This is a genomic window from Streptomyces sp. NPDC006624 (assembly GCF_040611555.1).
In the GTDB taxonomy this organism is placed as follows: Bacteria; Actinomycetota; Actinomycetes; order Streptomycetales; family Streptomycetaceae; genus Streptomyces.
The window spans coordinates 244513-260929 of sequence record NZ_JBEXOM010000002.1 but is presented as its reverse complement, the minus strand read 5'-3'; the positions used below and the strand labels follow the sequence as shown (position 1 = coordinate 260929).

Sequence of the window (16417 nt, the reverse complement as noted above, 5' to 3'; positions counted from 1 at the left end):
CTCGGCCCGGAGACCGTCCAGGACTGGACCGAGTGGATCCCCCGCGAGACGGCCGAAGGGCTGGCGCTGTCCCACGGCTCAGCTCCCCGCGCAGGCCTCGACCGCACCGCCCGGGACCCAGCTCCCCGCGCAGGCCCCGGTGCCCGCAGCCCAGGATGTGGCCCCCGCGCCGCCGCCCACCGCCCAGGCCCCGTCCCACGTGTCGCCGCCCACCGCCCCGGCCCCGGCCACAGCCCAGCCGCACGCCGCCTCGGCCTCGGTCGCAGCCTTGCCGCACGCCGCTGCGGGTCAGGCACCCCCGCCCGCCGCCGCCCACGCGCCCGGCCCTTGGCAGCGGTACGACCCCTGGGCCGCGCACAGCGCGCCGGGAGGCGCCGGCCCCCTGCAGCAGAACGGCGCCGCCGTCCTCAGCACCGACCAGCGGCGCAAGCGGGGCAGGAAGGCGCTGGTGCTCGGCGCCGTGCTGCTCGCGCTCGTGTCCGGGGGCATCGGCGGCGCCATGGGGACGTATCTGGAGCGCAACGGCGGCGTGGGGACCGTCGAGCTGCCGCAGGCCGGGAAGGAGGCCGCCGCCCGGGACGCGGACAGTGTGGCCGGGATCGCCGGGCGGGCCCTGCCCAGCGTGGTCACCCTGCATGTGAGCGGCTCGGGCGAACAGGGCACCGGCACCGGCTTCGTGCTCGACGACCGCGGCCACATCCTCACGAACAACCACGTCGTGAAGCCCGCCGGATCCTCCGGCGAGATCACCGTGACCTTCAACAGCGGCGAGACCGCCCGGGCCGAGGTCGTCGGCCGGGACAGCGGCTACGACCTCGCCGTCGTGAAGGTGAAGGGCGTCAGCGGACTCACCCCCCTGCCCCTCGGCAACTCGGACAACGTCCAGGTCGGCGACCCGGTCGTGGCCATCGGCGCGCCCTTCGACCTGGCCGGCACGGTCACCTCCGGCATCATCAGCGCCAAGCAGCGGCCCATCACGGCCGGCGGTGAGAAGGGCGACGGCAGCGACGTGTCGTACGTGGACGCGCTGCAGACCGACGCGCCCATCAACCCCGGCAACTCCGGCGGGCCCCTGCTCGACGCCAAGGCCCGGGTCATCGGCATCAACTCGGCGATCCGCTCGGCCGGCAGCGGCTCCGAGCTGGACAGCGGACAGTCCGGCTCGATAGGCCTCGGCTTCGCCATCCCCATCAACCAGGGCAAGCGCGTCGCCGAGGAGCTGATCAACACGGGGAAGGCGACCCACCCGGTCATCGGCATCACCCTGGACATGGGCTACACGGGCGACGGCGCCCGGGTCGGCACGAAGGGCAGCGAGGGCGGGCCGCCGGTCACCGCGGGCGGGCCGGGCGCGAAGGCCGGGATCAAGGCGGGCGACGTCATCACCGCGGTCGACGGCCGGCGCGTCCACTCCGGCGAGGAACTGATCGTCAAGACCCGGGCGCACCGCCCCGGGGACCGGCTGGAGCTGACGCTGAAGCGCGGCGGCGAGGAGCGGACGGTCTCGCTCGTCCTCGGATCGTCCGGTGGCTGAGCGGACGCGTCCCGGGTGCGTGGGGGCGAACAGCCGGGAAAGCGCTCCCACTCCCGCACGCGGAGGCCCCGGGACGGTACCGGTCGGACAGGATCCCCGGGTACCGTGGAGCCGGCCCGGACCACGGCACGACCCGCACCGACCACCGAGGGCCCGAGGACCGAGGACATCGCAAGGAGCTTCAGGTGTTCAATGACATAGGACCACTCGAGCTGGTGACGCTCATCGTCCTCGCCGTGCTCGTCTTCGGTCCGGACAAGCTCCCCAAGGTCATCCAGGACGTGACGCGCACGATCCGGAAGATCCGCGAGTTCTCGGAGAGCGCCAAGAACGACATCCGGGAGGAACTGGGCCCGGAGTTCAAGGACTTCGAGTTCGAGGACCTCAACCCCAAGACGTTCATCCGCAAGCAGCTGGACAACGAGGACCTGGGGCTCAAGGAGATCCGCAACGGCTTCGACCTGAAGAAGGAGATGGCCGAGGTCACCGACGCCGTCCACAGCCGCGACTCCGACACGTCCTCCTCTGGTTCCTCCGGTGGCCGGATCGACATGACCAAGAAGCCCGAGACGCCCGGCCGGGACGACCGCCCGCCCTTCGACATCGACGCCACCTGAGCGACACGCCAGGGCGTGCGCCCCGGCGCACGTGACGCGTTTCATACTCCGGTCGGGCTGCGTACGGCCTGAACCAGGCGCCCGTGCGGCCCACGCGCCGGGCGCTTTCCCTGCTGCTCGCAGCGGTGTGGCTATGCTGCCGAGTTGTTGTGCGGACCGGACGAGTACGCCCGAAGGGGGGCGGGCCGCTCGGTTCGACTAGAGCGAGGAGGGCTCGGGCACATGGAGACGACGAGTGGGGCAGTCGCGCAGGCGCCGGCCGCGGAGGGCGGACAGCAGGTCCCCTCCGCCCGGCGCACGGTCGACGGCTACCTGCGCGCGCCCTTCCCGTGGTACGGCCTCGACGAGGCCTTCACGGGGCCGCGTTGGCTGATGCAGGTCGGTACGACGGCCGACGGGGCCGTGGAGCACGGTTCGATCGGCCACGGGGACGAGCCGACGGTGCGCAACGAGCATGCCGCCGGGGGCGACCAGGACGCCAAGGAGAAGTTCGCGGTCGTGGTGACGGTCGCGGCGCACCCCTCACGGCGCAGCGCCGACGGCACGGGCCTGCTGGAGGCCACGTCGGTGTCCTCCGCGGCGTGGCTCGCGGGCGTGGGGCTGCTGTCCTTCACCTGGCCCGGGCAGATGGACCACTCGCTGCGCGACGACTGGCTGGAGCAGCAGACCGAGACGGCGTGGGTGCTGGCGGACGACCTGGACGGATCCGACTGGTCGACGCTGTCGCTGCCCGTGGACGGGGTGCCGACGGCGTTCCACTACCGGGAGTCGGAGTTCGGCTGGGTGCTGGCCGGCTCGACGTCCGCGGGCGTGCACCTGGGCGCGTACGGGCGGGGCATGAGCGCGTACGGGCTCGGCTTCTCCGTGGTGAAGGACATCGCCGCCTACGCGTGAGCCGCCGGGGGCGCCGGTGGTCGTCGGCGCCCCATCACCTCAGGGCTACGGTCCGGGTGGGAGGGCCGTCTCAGAACTTGTTCTTCGGGGTGATCCCGAGGGACAGGCCCGACAGGCCCCGCTGCCGCCCGCCGAGCTTGCCCGCGATCGCGCGCAGGGCCGCGCCCGCCGGGGAGTCCGGGTCGGTCAGGACCACCGGCCTGCCGTCGTCGCCGCCCTCGCGCAGGCGGACGTCGATGGGGATGCTGCCGAGGACCGGGACGTTCGTGCCGGTCGTGCGGGTCAGGCCGTCGGCGACGACCTGGCCGCCGCCCGTGCCGAAGACGTCGACCATCTCGTCGCAGTGCGGGCAGGGCAGCCCGGACATGTTCTCGACGACGCCGACGATCTTCTGATGGGTCTGCACGGCGATGGAACCGGCCCGCTCGGCGACCTCGGCGGCGGCCTGCTGCGGGGTCGTCACGACCAGGATCTCGGCGTTCGGCACGAGCTGGGCCACGGAGATCGCGATGTCGCCGGTGCCGGGCGGCAGGTCCAGGAGCAGCACGTCCAGGTCGCCCCAGTACACGTCGGCCAGGAACTGCTGCAGGGCGCGGTGGAGCATCGGGCCGCGCCAGACGACCGGGGCGTTGCCCGGGGTGAACATGCCGATGGAGATGACCTTCACGCCGTTCGCCGACGGGGGCATGATCATGTTCTCGACCTGGGTGGGCCGGCCGTCGGCGCCCAGCATGCGCGGCACGGAGTGGCCGTAGATGTCGGCGTCGACGACACCGACCTTGAGGCCGTCGGCCGCCATCGCCGCCGCCAGGTTGACCGTCACCGAGGACTTGCCGACGCCGCCCTTGCCGGAGGCGACCGCGTAGACGCGGGTCAGGCTGCCCGGCTTGGCGAACGGCACCTCGCGCTCGGTCTGGCCGCCGCGCAGGGCGGACGCCAGCTCGCGGCGCTGCTCGTCGCTCATCACGTCGAGCGTGACGTCGACGCGGGTGACGCCCTCCACGCGGGAGACCGCCTCGGTCACGCGCTGCGTGATCGTGTCCCGCATCGGGCAGCCCGAGACCGTGAGGTACACGGTGACCGCGACCGCCCCGTCCGCGCCGATCTCCACGGATTTGACCATCCCGAGTTCGGTGATGGGCTTGTGGATCTCGGGGTCGTTCACCGTCGCCAGTGCCTCGCGCACCGCGTCTTCCGTAGCCATAGTCACGATGGTACGGCGCCGTACCGGGGCGTAGGAAAGCCCGTCAGCGGTCGTCTGCGTCACGTCCCGGTGACCGTTCCGCCGGGAATACGACCGGGTCGTGGCGGTGGCCGTTCTGGCGTTCCTCCAGCTCCTTGATCATGTCCTGGAACTCGGAGCGGATCCAGTCGCGGGTGGCGACCTCGCCGAGGCCGATGCGCAGGGCGGCGATCTCGCGGGTCAGGTACTCGGTGTCGGCGATCGACCGCTCGTTCTGCTTGCGGTCCTGCTCCAGGTTGACCCGGTCCCGGTCGTCCTGCCGGTTCTGCGCGAGCAGGATCAGCGGGGCGGCGTAGGACGCCTGCAGCGACAGCATCAGGGTCAGGAAGATGAACGGGTACTCGTCGAACCGCAGATGGCCGGGCGCGAGGCTGTTCCAGACCACCCACAGGATGATGACGACCGTCATCCAGACGATGAACCGCCCGGTGCCCAGGAAGCGGGCGATGCGCTCCGACAGCCGTCCGAAGGCCTCCGGGTCGTACTCGGGCAGGAACCGGCGGCGGCGCGGCAGCGGCTGGTCGAGGCGGGTGCGCGGCCGGGAGGCTGCCGTGGCACCGGCCGGCGTGCGGTCGCGCAGGGTCTCGCGCTCAGGAGCCATCGGTCGGCACCTCCTCCTGGTCCAGGTGGAACTCGGTCTCCCGCCAGTCGTCCGGGAGCATGTGGTCGAGCACGTCGTCCACGGTCACGGCGCCGAGCAGCGCGCCGGCCTCGTCGACCACGGGCGCCGCGACCATGTCGTACGTCGCGAAGAACCCCGCGATCGCCGGCAGGTCCGCCTCGGGGTCCAGCGGCTGCAGGTCGCTGTCCACGATCGAGCTGACCAGGGAGGGCGGTGGCTCCCGCAGCAGGCGCTGGAAGTGGACCGTGCCCAGGTACTTGCCCGTCGGGGTGTCGTCGGGCGGCCGGCAGACGTACACCTGCGCGGCGAGGGCGGGGGAGAGGTCGGGGTTGCGGACGCGGGCGAGCGCGTCGGCGACGGTGGCGTCCGGGCGCAGCACGATCGGCTCGGTGGTCATCAGACCGCCCGCGGTGCGCTCCTCGTACGACATCAGGCGCCGCATGTCGGCCGCGTCGCCGGGCTGCATCAGGCTCAGCAGCCGCTCCTGGTCGTCCGGGGGCAGCTCGCCCAGCAGGTCCGCCGCGTCGTCGGGGTCCATGGCCTCCAGGACGTCGGCGGCACGTTCCTGCTTCAGCTTGCCGAGGATCTCGATCTGGTCGTCCTCCGGGAGCTCCTCCAGCACGTCGGCCAGCCGGTCGTCGTCCAGGGCCGCGGCGACCTCGGCGCGGCGCTTGGGGGAGAGGTGGTGCAGGACGTTGGCCAGGTCGGCGGGGCGCAGCTGCTCGAACGTGGCGAGCAGGCTCTCGGCGCCCTGCCCCTGCTCCTCCAGGGAGAAGCCGGTGACGGCCGACCACTCGACGGTCAGCGCCTCGCCCTTGGCACGCCGGAACGCCCCGCCCTTCCTGCCCTTGCGGACGAAGACCCGGTCGATCTCCCAGTCCCGGCGGGCCGGCAGCTGATGCACCGACAGGTCGAGGACGGTGACCTCCTCGCCGGACTCGGTGAGCTTCACACGCCGGTCCAGCAGCTCCCCGAAGACCAGCCGCTCGGTGGGCCGCTGCTCGAAGCGCCGGACGTTGAGCACGCCGGTGGTGATGACCTGGCCGGCCTGGATGGCGGTGACCCGGGTCATGGGCAGGAAGATGCGGCGGCGGGTGGCGAGTTCGACGACCAGGCCGAGCAGCCTCGGCGGTCGCTGTCCCACCCGCAGCATGACGACCAGATCGCGCACCCGCCCCACCTGGTCGCCGGCGGGGTCGAAGACGGCGACACCGGAGAGGTGCGAGACGAAGATCCGGGGGGCGCCCGCTGCCATGGCCGCGGCTCCTTTACGTGCGGGGTGGTTCTCGTTGCCGGTGGTGCCTGTTGTCGTGTCTGCCTTTACCGAATTGCCCGCTCGGGTGGGCTTCAGGCTAGCCCGTACCGATCGGCGTCGCGTCGGCGGCCGGTCCGGACGGACCGGCTCCGATCTGCTCGTACGTCCCCGGTACCCTGCGGTACGCCGTTCAGGTCTCCCGTCAGAGAGGCAGCCCCACCTGTGACTCCGATTCGCCAGGGCCGCAGCCGCAGTGCCGTACGCGCGAGCGCCGTGTGCGCCCTGCTCGTGACGGCAACGGTGCTCACGGGCTGCGCCGAGGAGGATCCGAACGAGGGCACCAACGGTGTGGGCAGACTCCCCGCCGCCCAGATCCAGAGCAAGACCCGGGCCGCCGCCGAGTCCGCCGGGGCGGTCCGGCTGCACGGCAGCGTCGTCAGCGGCGGCCGCACCTACGCCCTCGACATGCGGCTGAAGGACGACGGCGGCGACGGCTCGGTCACCACGAAGGGCACCACGTTCAAGCTGCTGCGCATCGGCGAGCAGCTCTTCGTCAAGGCGGACGCGGAGTTCTGGAGTCACGGCGGCGGCCAGGGCGAGGGCGGCGAGGCGGACGAGGCGGCGGCCTCCAAGCTCGGCGGCAAGTACGTGAAGGTGCCGCAGGGCGACCCGTCGTACAAGAAGTTCAGTGGTTTCACGGACAAGGCGGTCCTCCTCGACGGTCTGCTGACCCTGCACGGCACACTCGCGACGGACGGCCACGACGAGCAGGCGGGTGTCCGCACCATCCGCGTCACCGGCGGCAAGGGCTCCGGCGGCACCCTGGAGGTCTCCCTCGAGGGCAAGCCGTACCCGCTGCGCCTGGAGCGGGCCGGCAAGGCGGGCACGATCACGTTCTCCGCCTGGGAGGAGGACTTCTCCCTCCGCGAGCCGGAGAGGAACGAGACGGTGGACTACGGCAAGCAGCTGCCGGCGTCGTAGGCCGTCAGGTCCGTTTGCGCTTCTTCAGCAGCAGCCGGGGCAGCGCCGCCGGGACCGGCCGGCGGGTGGTGGCCGGGGACGGCAGCGGAGGCTCGGACAGCGAACCGTCGGGCAGCGGCGCCGTGATCCCGGTCGGCTCCAGGCGCAGCACCCGGCACTCGCGGGCCCAGCGGTCGGTCATCGCCTCGCCGTCGGGCGCGTTCAGCCGCTTGCCCTTCAGCTCGCCGACCGCCGCGTCCCACGCCTCCGAGCCCGGCGCGAGCTGTGCGACCCGGGCCGTCCAGGAGACCAGCCGGCCCCCCTTGTCCTTGCTGCGGACCGTCACCTGCGCCTCGGCGCCGTCGGCCAGCCCGGGCAGCGGCTGCTCGCCCGGTCCGTCGCCGACCAGGCACGCGGCTCCCTCGTGCCACACGTGCCACAGCGCGCGTGCCGGGCTGCCGGGGCCCTGGACCCAGATGAGGCCGGACTTCTTCGTGGCCTCCTCGACGAGGGCCTGGCCGAGCAGCTCGCTTGTCATGGCGCCCACCCTATCCAGGCCGCTCACAGCCATCCGTTCCGCTTCAGGCTGCGGTGGATGCCGAGACAGAGGGCGACCGTGATGCTCATGATCACCGGGTAGCCGTACTTCCAGTGCGTCTCCGGCATGTAGTCGAAGTTCATGCCGTAGACCCCGCACACCATCGTCGGCACGGCGATGATGGCCGCCCACGAGGTGATCTTGCGCATGTCCTCGTTCTGCGCCACGGACGCCTGCGCGAGGTTGGCCTGGAGGATGGAGTTGAGCAGCTCGTCGAAGCCGAGGACCTGCTCCTGGACGCGGGCCAGGTGGTCGGCGACGTCCCGGAAGTACTTCTGGATGTCGGGGTCGATCAGCCGCATCGGCCGCTCGCTGAGCAGCTGCATGGGCCGCAGCAGCGGCGCCACGGCCCGCTTGAACTCCAGCACCTCGCGCTTGAGTTGGTAGATCCGGCCGGCGTCCGTGCCGCGCGCCGCGCCGCCCTTGCGGCCCGGGGAGAACACCTCGGTCTCGACCTCGTCGATGTCGTCCTGCACCGCGTCGGCGACGGCGATGTACCCGTCGACCACGTGGTCGGCGATGGCGTGCAGCACCGCGGAGGGGCCCTTGGCCAGCAGCTCGGGGTCGTCCTGCAGGCGGTGCCTGAGGGCCCGCAGGGAGCCCTGCCCGCCGTGCCGGACGGTGATGAAGAAGTCCCGGCCGGTGAAGCACATGACCTCGCCGGACTCGACGACCTCGCTGTTGGCGTCGAGCTGGTCGTGCTCCACGTAGTGGATGGTCTTGAAGACCGTGAAGAGCGAGTCGTCGTAGCGCTCCAGCTTGGGCCGCTGGTGGGCCTGGACGGCGTCCTCCACGGCCAGCGGGTGCAGCCCGAACTCGCTCGCGATGCCGGAGAATTCGGATTCCGTCGGCTCGTGCAGGCCGATCCACACGAACCCCCCGTCGCGGCGCACCAGGCGCACCGCCTCGTGCGGGGTCAGCGGGGCGTCGGTCTCGATGCGGCGGCCGTCGCGGTAGACGGCGCAGTCGACGACGGCGGAGGCCGCCGCGGGGCTGCGGGTGGCGTCGTAGGCGCCGCTGTCCTTGCGCAGCGACACACGGGACGGACGGACGGCGGCGCGCAGGTCGCGGATCATCGACATGGCGGGCTCCTTCGCGGGCGGGCAACGAAAGACGCCGGCGGCGGGTGGAACTACCCGGAATGAGGACGTCGGGACTACGGATGTTTGGCACGTCCACAAAGCGGGGAGCACCGCACCGTCGCGGTGGCGAGTGTCGTTACTGATTCAGCTACTGAGGCAGATCAGGCAAAGCGAAACGAAGCGCTCTTCCGCGTGAAGCGAGTGCGAGAGGTGGCGGCCAGCAGGAGCCAGAACAGCTACGTCAGCGGCGGGAAGAGCGTGGTGCTACTGCACGGTCGACTTCGATCCATTGCAGTCCCACCTCCTCCGGCCGGTCCCTCGTGAGGGAGTTCCTTCGGCGTCGGGGCTTGACTGCGACGCTTCAGCGTGCTGCCCCGAACCACCGGGCAAGAGTAGCAGCCGCCCGACGTGTCAAGGCGCTTGTTTGCCCGCTACTGACGAGTTCTATGCTCGCCGCATGGCAGATGTTCTTCCTCTGGTCGAAGCCCGGTTGCGTACGGCCCTGGGCGAACCGGACGCGCGCGCGGCGGTCACCTTCCTCGGCACGGACCGCGTCGAGGTGCTCCGCTTCCAGGAGGGCGACATCGTGCGCTACGCCACGCTCGGCATGTCCGCGCACCCCATGGCGGACCCCACGGCCGTGGTCGCCGACCCGGTCAGGGGACCGCGCGCCGAGCTGGTCCTCTCGGTGCGCGCCGGGCTCGCCGACACCGACAAGGTGCTCCGCCCGCTGGCCGTGCTCGCCGCCTCTCCGCAGGTGGAGGGGCTGGTCGTGACGCCCGGCGCCTCCCTCGACGTCGGTGAGCCGCTGTGGCCGGGCGCCCCCTTCACCTCGGTCCTGGTCGCCGAGCCGGGCGGTCTGGTCGAGGACCTGGAGCTGGACGAGCCCCTGGACCCCGTACGGTTCCTGCCGCTGCTGCCGATGACCCCGAACGAGGCCGCCTTCAAGCGCGTGCACGGCGCGCAGGCGCTGAAGGAGCGGTGGCTGAGCCAGGGGACGGACCTGAGGGATCCGTCCCGCAGGTCCGTCCCGCTGAAGTGAGCAAGCTCACCAACCTCCGCTGCCGGGGCGTCAGTTGGCGAGGACGGTGACGCCGTCCCCGGTGGCGTGCCGCGTCTTCTGCTCCTCGGCCTCGTGCGTCAGGGCCTTGCGCCGCACGACGACCACGAGCGCGCCCGCGACCGCGGTGACGGCCGCCACCACGAACGGGATGTGGACGTCGGTCCACTCCTCGATCCTCGGCGCGCAATAGGGAGCGGCCGCCGCGGCGAACCAGCGGACGAAGTTGTAGCCCGCGCTCGCCACCGGCCGGGGCGCGTCCGAGACGCCGAGGGCCAGCTCCGTGTAGACGGTGTTGTTCACGCCGATGAAGGCACCCGACAGGACCGTGCACACGACGGCCGTGCCGTGGGAGCCGTAGCCGAGCACGAGCACGTCGGCGGCGAGCAGCACCAGCGAGCCGCCGAGCACCGTCAGCGAGCCGAACCGCCGCTGCAGCCGCGGCGCCACGATCACCGAGAAGACGGCCAGCAGCACGCCCCAGGCGAAGAACACCGCTCCCGACCGGTACGGGCTCATGTCCAGCACGAACGGCGTGAAGGCCAGCACGGTGAAGAACGTGTAGTTGTAGAAGAACGCCGAGACCGCCGCCGAGGCCAGACCGCCGTGGCCGAGGGCCCTGAGCGGGTCCAGCAGCGAGGTCTTGCGGGCCGGCCTGGGCTGTTCCTTCAGGAACACCGTGACGCACAGGAAGCCGACGGCCATCAGGAACGCCGTGCCGAAGAACGGGTAGCGCCAGCTGGCGTCGCCGAGCAGGGCGCCCAGCAGCGGGCCGCAGGCCATGCCGAGGCCGAGGGCCGACTCGTAGAGCAGGATCGCCGCGGCGCTGCCGCCGGCCGCCGCGCCGACGATGACCGCGAGGGCCGTCGAGACGAACAGCGCGTTGCCGAGGCCCCAGCCCGCCCGGTACCCGACCAGCTCGCCGACCGATCCGGACGTGCCGGCGAGCCCGGCGAAGACCACCACGAACGCGAGGCCGAGCAGCAGCGTCCTGCGTCCGCCGATCCGGCTGGAGACGAAGCCGGTCACCAGCATCGCGAGGGCGGTGATCAGGAAGTACGAGGTGAAGAGCAGGGAGACCTGGCCGGCCGTGGCGTCGAGGCCCTGGGCGATGGACGGCAGGATCGGGTCGACGAGCCCGATGCCCATGAAGGCGACGACCGACGCCCCGGCGGTCGCCCACACGGACGTGGGCTGCTTCAGGAGGCCGCCCGCTCCGGGGTCGAAGGGGTCCATGTGCGCTTCCTCTCCCCTGCGGAGTTGGTTGGTATATGCACCCGCTAAGTTAGCGAGTCTAATTAATGCAATATACATCTAGATTCGGGGTGTGAAGGGTTCCATCCGGTTGGGTGATCGTCCTTGACGCGGCGGGGCGGGGGTAGGACCGTGGGGCCCTATGAGGGGCGAACCCAGTTGCCCGAAGTGTGGTGGCCGGGTCAGGGCTCCCGGCCTCTTCTCCGACTCGTGGCAGTGCGATGTGCACGGCACCGTCCATCCGGTGCAGCCCGTGATACCGCCCAGCGTCGACGCCCTCAACGTCGTGGTGCACCGGACCCAGGTGCCGGTCTGGATGCCCTGGCCGCTGCCGGTGGGCTGGCTGTTCACGGGGGTGGCCTGCGCGGGCGACGACCGTTCGGGCGGGCGCGCGACGGCCGTGGCCTGCACCGGGCCCGGGCCGCTCGGCGGCATGGGCGAGCTGATCCTGGTGGCCGAGGAACTCGGCGTCGGGCTCGGGGCGCGCTACGCGGGGATCGACGGACCGGATCCGGGGCCGTACATGGACGTCGGCAAGCCCGCCCAGGCCAAGGTCCTGGCCGCGGGGCGCCCGACACCGCTGTGGCACGTCTCCGGCGCACCCGACGACCGGGCCGTCTTCGCGGGCGAGGCACTCGGGATGTGGCTGTGGGCGGTCGTCTGGCCGGAGCAGTCGGGGCTGCTGATGTACGACGAACTCGTGCTGGCGGATCTGCGCGAGGCGGGCGCCGAGGTGGATCTGGTGCCGTGCGGGGCGCTGTCACCGCGCCTGCTCCACCCCTAGCGGCCGCGACGGCGGCTCGGGCGGCGCGCTCACCGGTGCCGGGCGCGGTGGTGGTCCGTGCGCTCGCCGGTGGCGGGGGCCGTGTCGGGCGGTGCGCCGGTAACGGGCTGCGTCTGTAAAGGGCTGCGTCTGTAACGGGCGCTGTGCGGTTTCGGGTGTGACAGAGGGGGCTGGAAATACGGTTATCCTTGAGCAGCCCTTTTCGTGTCGTCCGTGTCTGGAGTCCGTGTCGTGCGTATCGACCTGCACACCCACTCCACCGCTTCCGACGGCACGGACACGCCCGCCGAGCTGGTGCGCAAGGCCGCCGCTGCCGGGCTGGACGTCGTCGCGCTGACCGATCACGACACCACGCGCGGACACGCCGAGGCGGTCGCCGCACTGCCCGAGGGGCTCACGCTGGTCACCGGGGCCGAGTTGTCCTGCCGGCTCGACGGGGTCAGCATGCACATGCTGGCGTACCTCTTCGACCCGCGGGAACCGGCGCTGCTCGCCGAGCGGGAGCTGGTCCGCGACGACCGGGTGCCGCGGGCGCACGGCATGGTCGCCAGGCTTCAGGAGCTGGGCGTTCCGGTGACCTGGGAGCAGGTGGCGCGGATCGCCGGTGAGGGGTCCGTCGGGCGGCCGCACGTGGCGAGCGCGCTCGTGGAGCTCGGTGTCGTGCCGAGCGTGAACGACGCCTTCACCCAGGACTGGCTGGCCGACGGCGGCCGGGCCTTCGTCGAGAAGCACGAGACCGACCCCTTCGAGGCGCTCCGGCTGATCAAGGGCGCCGGCGGGGTCGCGGTGTTCGCGCACCCCGGCGCCAGCAAGCGGGGGCGGACGGTGCCGGAGGCGGCGATCGCCGAGATGGCCGCGGCCGGGCTCGACGGCATCGAGGTCGACCACATGGACCACGACGCGGACACCCGGGCGCGGCTGCGAGGGCTCGCGAAGGAACTCGGGCTGCTCGTGACCGGGTCGTCGGACTACCACGGCAGCCGCAAGAGCTGCGTGCTCGGCGAGTACACGACCGACCCCGAGGTGTACGGCGAGATCACGCGCCGGGCCTTCGGTGCGTTCCCGGTGCCCGGAGCCGGCGGAGCCGTCTGACGCTCTCTCCTGCGGGCCCCGCGGGTCCTCCACGCCCTCCCGGGCCGCTGAGGTCCTGAGGTCCAGGTCCTGAGGCCCCCAGGTCATGTGCCGGGCACGCGGCGTCGTCCGCCGTGCCCCCTTTCCCTCTCGGTCCCGGCCGCGCTCGCGATGACGAGCGGCGCATGTCGCCGGCCGCAGCCCTTCCCCGCGTTCCTCCACACCTGCAAGGCCATCACGCTCATGCTCGACCTCGCCGTCTTCGGTTCCCTCTTCCTCACCCTCTTCGTGATCATGGATCCCCCGGGGATCACCCCGATCTTCCTCGCGCTCACCGCCGGGCGGCCCGGCAAGGTGCAGAAGCGGATGGCCTTCCAGGCCGTCTGCGTCGCCGGCGGGGTGATCACCGTGTTCGGGCTGCTGGGGCACCAGATCCTGGCCTACCTGCACGTCTCCGTGCCCGCCCTGATGATCGCGGGCGGGCTGCTGCTCCTGCTGATCGCCCTGGACCTGCTGACCGGGAAGACCGACGAGCCGAAGCAGACCAAGGACGTCAATGTCGCGCTCGTACCGCTGGGCATGCCGCTGCTGGCCGGGCCCGGGGCGATCGTGTCGGTCATCCTCGCCGTGCAGAAGGCGGACGGCGTCACCGCGCAGGTGTCCGTGTGGACGGCGATCCTCGCCATCCACGTGGTCCTGTGGCTGGTGATGCGCTACTCGCTGGTGATCATCCGGATCATCAAGGACGGCGGTGTCGTCCTGGTGACACGGCTCGCGGGCATGATGCTCTCCGCGATCGCCGTGCAGCAGATCATCAACGGCGTCACCCAGGTGATCCAGGGCGGCTGAACGGGCACCGTGTCAGGGGCTGCCGAGCACCGAGCCGACAGGCCCGGCCGCTTCCGGGTGGCCCAGGTACTCGTCGATGTCGTGGGCGCGCTCACGGCCGTTGGGCGCGACCGGCTGGGTGAGCTTGCCCCAGCGCTCGTCCTCCAGCGGGCAGCCGATGGCCACCCCGTCGTTGGGGCACCAGACGTTGACCCAGTCGTGCACCCGGGCCGGCCGGTGCGGGCCCCGGACCAGGAGCCGCTCGTTGACCCCGTCCATGCCGAGCGGGCTGCCCGCGGTGACCAGCAGGACGGGATCGAGACCGTCGGGCAGCCGGGTCAGGAGGTCCACGCCCACGACCGTGCCGAGGCTGTGCGTCACCAGCACGAGCTCGCCGGAGGTGGGCATCGTCTCCATGACGCTGTCCAGCACGGCCTCCCGCACGGTGCTGTCGCCGAGGTACAGGTCGACGTCGCGCAGGAACAGGGCGATGGTCCACTCGTCCAGGTCGGACCGGGCGGCGAGCCAGCTCAGCGGCCGGTGCAGCGGCTTGAACACGCCGGCCCCGAAGCGCTCCCTGATCGCGGGGCCGTCCTGGGGCATGCCGGTCCGGGCTGCGGCCTCGTAGAGCAGCTGCTCGTAGGAGCCGGTGGGGGACTGCGCGGCGAAGACCTCGGCGGCGGCCGCGGCGCTCACCTGGTCCAGCGGGATGGTCCCGGCCGTGCTCTCCCTGCCGGTGACGAAGTGGTGCAGGAGCGGGCCGTAGAACGGGAACCAGACGTCCCTGGGGTCGATCGGGGGCAGGGAGGCGAGGGTGAGTCCGCGGTTCAGGCCCGCCGTCCAGTTCAGGCGGAGCTCCTCGGGGTCCTTGCACTGCTGGTCCCTGCCGTGCAGGAAGACCAGGTGGCGGTGGCCGCCGAAGGCCGTGGGCCGGGCGGGGAGTCCCTTCTTGGGCGCCGGGGCCGCCTCGCTGGCGCGCGCGGTGGCCGTGACCGCCGCAGGGGCGGAGGGGACCTGCGGGGCCGTCGCGTCCGGCGCTGCGGCGAGGGGGGTCTGCGGTGCCGCGACTGTCGTGTCCGGGGCCGTGGCGGTGGGGGTCTGCGGTGCCGCGGCCGTGCTCCGGTCCAGGCCGGAGTCCGGGCCCATCTCGGCCAGCAGGGCGCGGCGGCCGGGGTCGAGGTCGAGCCGTGCCAGGTGCTTCAGGATCGAGCTGACGCGGACGCCCTCGTTGGCGGCCCACTCGATCGCGTCGTCGCCGTCGCCGGGGCTCCAGGGCCGGCCGTCCTTGCGCAGCACGCGTCCCTGGTCGTCCTTCTTCGGTACGCCGCTGTGGTGCAGGGCCACGACCTCCCACTGGTCGTTGAAGACGGGGGAGCCGGAGTTCCCGGGCCTGGTGTCGGTCCGGTAGTGGACGAAGTCGTCGAGCCGCACCAGGACCGCGTTGTCCCGCAGCACGATCTCCTTCAGGCGCCCGTCCGGATGGCCGATGATGTTGACCTTCTCGCCGAGCACGAGCTTGCCGAGCTGCACGCTCAGCCGGTTCCAGCCGAAGATCTCGCCCGGCGGGCGGCCGTCCAGGGTGGGCGCGAGCGCCACGAGGGCGAAGTCGAGGCCTTGGTCGGCGGTGAAGAACGCCTCCGGGTCGAACTCCATCCGGACCACGGTGTCGGGCTGGTTGTCGACCGTCACCTGGGCGTTGAACTCCGCGAAGCACCGGCGGGCGAAGTCCTCGTCGGGCAGCACGTGGTGGTTGGTCATGAGCAGCCGCGGGGAGACCAGGAACCCTGTGCCGTGCGGCAGCTCGCGGCCCTCGCGGCGCAGGGTGACGCGGGCGACCGTGGACCCGGCCCGGACCCCGCGCGGCAGGAAGCTCCAGGCCTGGAGTTCGTTGGACAGGTCGATGATGCGTTCGTTGGCGTCCGGCAGGTCCATGGACTCGCGGTGGATGTCCGCCACGACCGCCGACGCGGACAGTCCGCCCCGGTCGAGGATGCGGTCCGCGCGGACGGCGAGCGCGTCCGGGGCGTCCGGGAACCGCACCCCGGCCGCCATCCTGTTCTCGACCCGCTCGCGCTCGCTGGCGGAGTCCTCGTAGCGCCGAGCGGCCTCTGCGGTGGCCTGCTCGTGCAGTTCCTGGTTCGACCGGTCCAACACCGACATGCGACTCACCGTCCCGTCCTGCCCCTCACCGGCCCCCTGATTTCAGTACGCGCCGGGCCGCCGGGGCTCGCAACAGCGCAGCCCCCGCACGGCCTGTGCCGGGCGGGGGCTGCGAAAGGTGCGGGAGAGCTGCGCGTTATGAGGCCGCGGTCTCAGCCGGGCGGATCCACAGGCGCTGCCCGATGGCGGCGGCCTGCTGCACGATGTGGTTGACGGAGGCGGCGTCCACGACGGTCGAGTCCACGGGCGTGCCGTCGACGTCGTCCAGTCGCATGATTTCGAAGCGCAAGGGCTTCTCCCTTCGTCTGGTCATCCTCCTGAGGAGAACTACTTGAGTGGTCGGCTCACCGAGCTGCGGTGCCCGGTGTTCCGTATGAGTCAACGGTGCTGCACGCGTCAAACATTCCCTACGCTAAGGAAATTTTTCGAGGAACTAATTACTGAGTCGTAAGAGG

At 71.8% G+C, this 16417-nt stretch carries 16 protein-coding genes; 8 read left to right on the top strand and 8 right to left on the bottom strand.

What is annotated here, in order from left to right:
• The 3 genes from ABZY20_RS04820 to ABZY20_RS04810 form a co-directional block, all read left to right on the top strand.
• A partial coding sequence (locus ABZY20_RS04820; RefSeq protein WP_356436568.1) for a trypsin-like peptidase domain-containing protein occupies window positions 1-1534 on the top strand: 1534 nt, incomplete at its 5' end.
• 185 nt (window positions 1535-1719) lie between these two features.
• Window positions 1720-2151 carry a sec-independent translocase gene (locus ABZY20_RS04815; RefSeq protein ID WP_356436566.1) on the top strand — a complete coding sequence of 144 codons (432 nt, stop codon included), beginning with the start codon at window positions 1720-1722 and terminating at the stop codon, window positions 2149-2151.
• Between the two features lie 222 nt (window positions 2152-2373).
• A complete protein-coding gene (locus tag ABZY20_RS04810) occupies window positions 2374-3045 on the top strand; it encodes a hypothetical protein (RefSeq protein WP_356436563.1) in 672 nt (223 codons plus the stop codon).
• Between the two features lie 70 nt (window positions 3046-3115).
• On the opposite strand, the gene ABZY20_RS04805 is transcribed toward ABZY20_RS04810, so the two are convergent.
• Genes ABZY20_RS04805 through ABZY20_RS04795 form a run of 3 tightly spaced genes read right to left on the bottom strand, consistent with a single transcriptional unit; the run spans window position 3116 to window position 6165 of the window.
• Window positions 3116-4249 (bottom strand): Mrp/NBP35 family ATP-binding protein, encoded by a 1134-nt coding sequence (locus tag ABZY20_RS04805; RefSeq protein ID WP_356436560.1) that lies wholly within the window; start codon window positions 4247-4249, stop codon window positions 3116-3118.
• A gap of 43 nt (window positions 4250-4292) precedes the next feature.
• Window positions 4293-4889: a DUF1003 domain-containing protein gene (locus ABZY20_RS04800; protein WP_356436557.1), complete on the bottom strand. Its 597-nt coding sequence runs from the start codon at window positions 4887-4889 to the stop codon at window positions 4293-4295.
• Entirely contained in the window at window positions 4879-6165 is a 1287-nt protein-coding gene (locus ABZY20_RS04795) for a CBS domain-containing protein (protein ID WP_356436554.1), read from the bottom strand. The genes ABZY20_RS04800 and ABZY20_RS04795 overlap by 11 nt, the downstream gene beginning before the upstream one ends.
• Window positions 6166-6387: 222 nt before the next feature.
• On the opposite strand from ABZY20_RS04795, the gene ABZY20_RS04790 reads away from it, so the two are divergent.
• Window positions 6388-7146, top strand: a complete 759-nt coding sequence (locus ABZY20_RS04790; protein WP_356436552.1) for a hypothetical protein — start codon at window positions 6388-6390, stop codon at window positions 7144-7146.
• Between the two features lie 4 nt (window positions 7147-7150).
• Here ABZY20_RS04790 and ABZY20_RS04785 read toward each other — a convergent pair whose 3' ends face one another.
• Both ABZY20_RS04785 and ABZY20_RS04780 read right to left on the bottom strand, forming a co-directional pair.
• Window positions 7151-7663 (bottom strand): hypothetical protein, encoded by a 513-nt coding sequence (locus ABZY20_RS04785; protein WP_356436549.1) that lies wholly within the window; start codon window positions 7661-7663, stop codon window positions 7151-7153.
• A 23-nt stretch (window positions 7664-7686) separates the two neighbouring features.
• Window positions 7687-8805 carry a magnesium and cobalt transport protein CorA gene (locus tag ABZY20_RS04780; protein WP_356436546.1) on the bottom strand — a complete coding sequence of 373 codons (1119 nt, stop codon included), beginning with the start codon at window positions 8803-8805 and terminating at the stop codon, window positions 7687-7689.
• Between the two features lie 457 nt (window positions 8806-9262).
• Here ABZY20_RS04780 and ABZY20_RS04775 point away from each other — a divergent pair, with 457 nt between their 5' ends.
• Complete coding sequence (locus ABZY20_RS04775) at window positions 9263-9847, top strand: suppressor of fused domain protein (protein WP_356436543.1); 585 nt, start codon at window positions 9263-9265, stop codon at window positions 9845-9847.
• 30 nt (window positions 9848-9877) lie between these two features.
• Here the strand turns inward: ABZY20_RS04775 and ABZY20_RS04770 are convergent, their stop codons facing one another.
• Window positions 9878-11101: an MFS transporter gene (locus ABZY20_RS04770; protein ID WP_356436540.1), complete on the bottom strand. Its 1224-nt coding sequence runs from the start codon at window positions 11099-11101 to the stop codon at window positions 9878-9880.
• A gap of 160 nt (window positions 11102-11261) precedes the next feature.
• Between ABZY20_RS04770 and ABZY20_RS04765 the strand changes: the two genes are divergently transcribed.
• From ABZY20_RS04765 to ABZY20_RS04755, 3 genes are all read left to right on the top strand, one after another.
• Window positions 11262-11903 (top strand): DUF6758 family protein, encoded by a 642-nt coding sequence (locus ABZY20_RS04765; RefSeq protein ID WP_356436537.1) that lies wholly within the window; start codon window positions 11262-11264, stop codon window positions 11901-11903.
• A gap of 231 nt (window positions 11904-12134) precedes the next feature.
• Entirely contained in the window at window positions 12135-12995 is an 861-nt protein-coding gene (locus ABZY20_RS04760; RefSeq protein ID WP_356437399.1) for a PHP domain-containing protein, read from the top strand.
• 222 nt (window positions 12996-13217) lie between these two features.
• Window positions 13218-13823, top strand: coding sequence for a MarC family protein (locus ABZY20_RS04755; protein WP_356436534.1), 606 nt, complete (start codon window positions 13218-13220; stop codon window positions 13821-13823).
• Between the two features lie 12 nt (window positions 13824-13835).
• On the opposite strand, the gene ABZY20_RS04750 is transcribed toward ABZY20_RS04755, so the two are convergent.
• Both ABZY20_RS04750 and ABZY20_RS04745 read right to left on the bottom strand, forming a co-directional pair.
• Window positions 13836-15962 carry a trypsin-like peptidase domain-containing protein gene (locus tag ABZY20_RS04750; protein ID WP_356436531.1) on the bottom strand — a complete coding sequence of 709 codons (2127 nt, stop codon included), beginning with the start codon at window positions 15960-15962 and terminating at the stop codon, window positions 13836-13838.
• Window positions 15963-16098: 136 nt separating this feature from the next.
• Window positions 16099-16275: a hypothetical protein gene (locus ABZY20_RS04745; protein WP_356437440.1), complete on the bottom strand. Its 177-nt coding sequence runs from the start codon at window positions 16273-16275 to the stop codon at window positions 16099-16101.
• Window positions 16276-16417 lie beyond the last annotated feature (142 nt).

Bases quoted from the DNA above. Each gene is read 5' to 3' on its own strand.
- ABZY20_RS04770 (WP_356436540.1), bottom strand. From the start codon at position 11,101: ATGGACCCCTTCGACCCCGGAGCGGGCGGCCTCCTGAAGCAGCCCACG.
- ABZY20_RS04800 (WP_356436557.1), bottom strand. From the start codon at position 4,889: ATGGCTCCTGAGCGCGAGACCCTGCGCGACCGCACGCCGGCCGGTGCC.
- ABZY20_RS04795 (WP_356436554.1), bottom strand. From the start codon at position 6,165: ATGGCAGCGGGCGCCCCCCGGATCTTCGTCTCGCACCTCTCCGGTGTC.
- ABZY20_RS04785 (WP_356436549.1), bottom strand. From the start codon at position 7,663: ATGACAAGCGAGCTGCTCGGCCAGGCCCTCGTCGAGGAGGCCACGAAG.
- ABZY20_RS04750 (WP_356436531.1), bottom strand. From the start codon at position 15,962: ATGTCGGTGTTGGACCGGTCGAACCAGGAACTGCACGAGCAGGCCACC.
- ABZY20_RS04765 (WP_356436537.1), top strand. From the start codon at position 11,262: ATGAGGGGCGAACCCAGTTGCCCGAAGTGTGGTGGCCGGGTCAGGGCT.
- ABZY20_RS04745 (WP_356437440.1), bottom strand. From the start codon at position 16,275: ATGACCAGACGAAGGGAGAAGCCCTTGCGCTTCGAAATCATGCGACTG.
- ABZY20_RS04755 (WP_356436534.1), top strand. From the start codon at position 13,218: ATGCTCGACCTCGCCGTCTTCGGTTCCCTCTTCCTCACCCTCTTCGTG.
- ABZY20_RS04780 (WP_356436546.1), bottom strand. From the start codon at position 8,805: ATGTCGATGATCCGCGACCTGCGCGCCGCCGTCCGTCCGTCCCGTGTG.
- ABZY20_RS04810 (WP_356436563.1), top strand. From the start codon at position 2,374: ATGGAGACGACGAGTGGGGCAGTCGCGCAGGCGCCGGCCGCGGAGGGC.
- ABZY20_RS04775 (WP_356436543.1), top strand. From the start codon at position 9,263: ATGGCAGATGTTCTTCCTCTGGTCGAAGCCCGGTTGCGTACGGCCCTG.
- ABZY20_RS04805 (WP_356436560.1), bottom strand. From the start codon at position 4,249: ATGGCTACGGAAGACGCGGTGCGCGAGGCACTGGCGACGGTGAACGAC.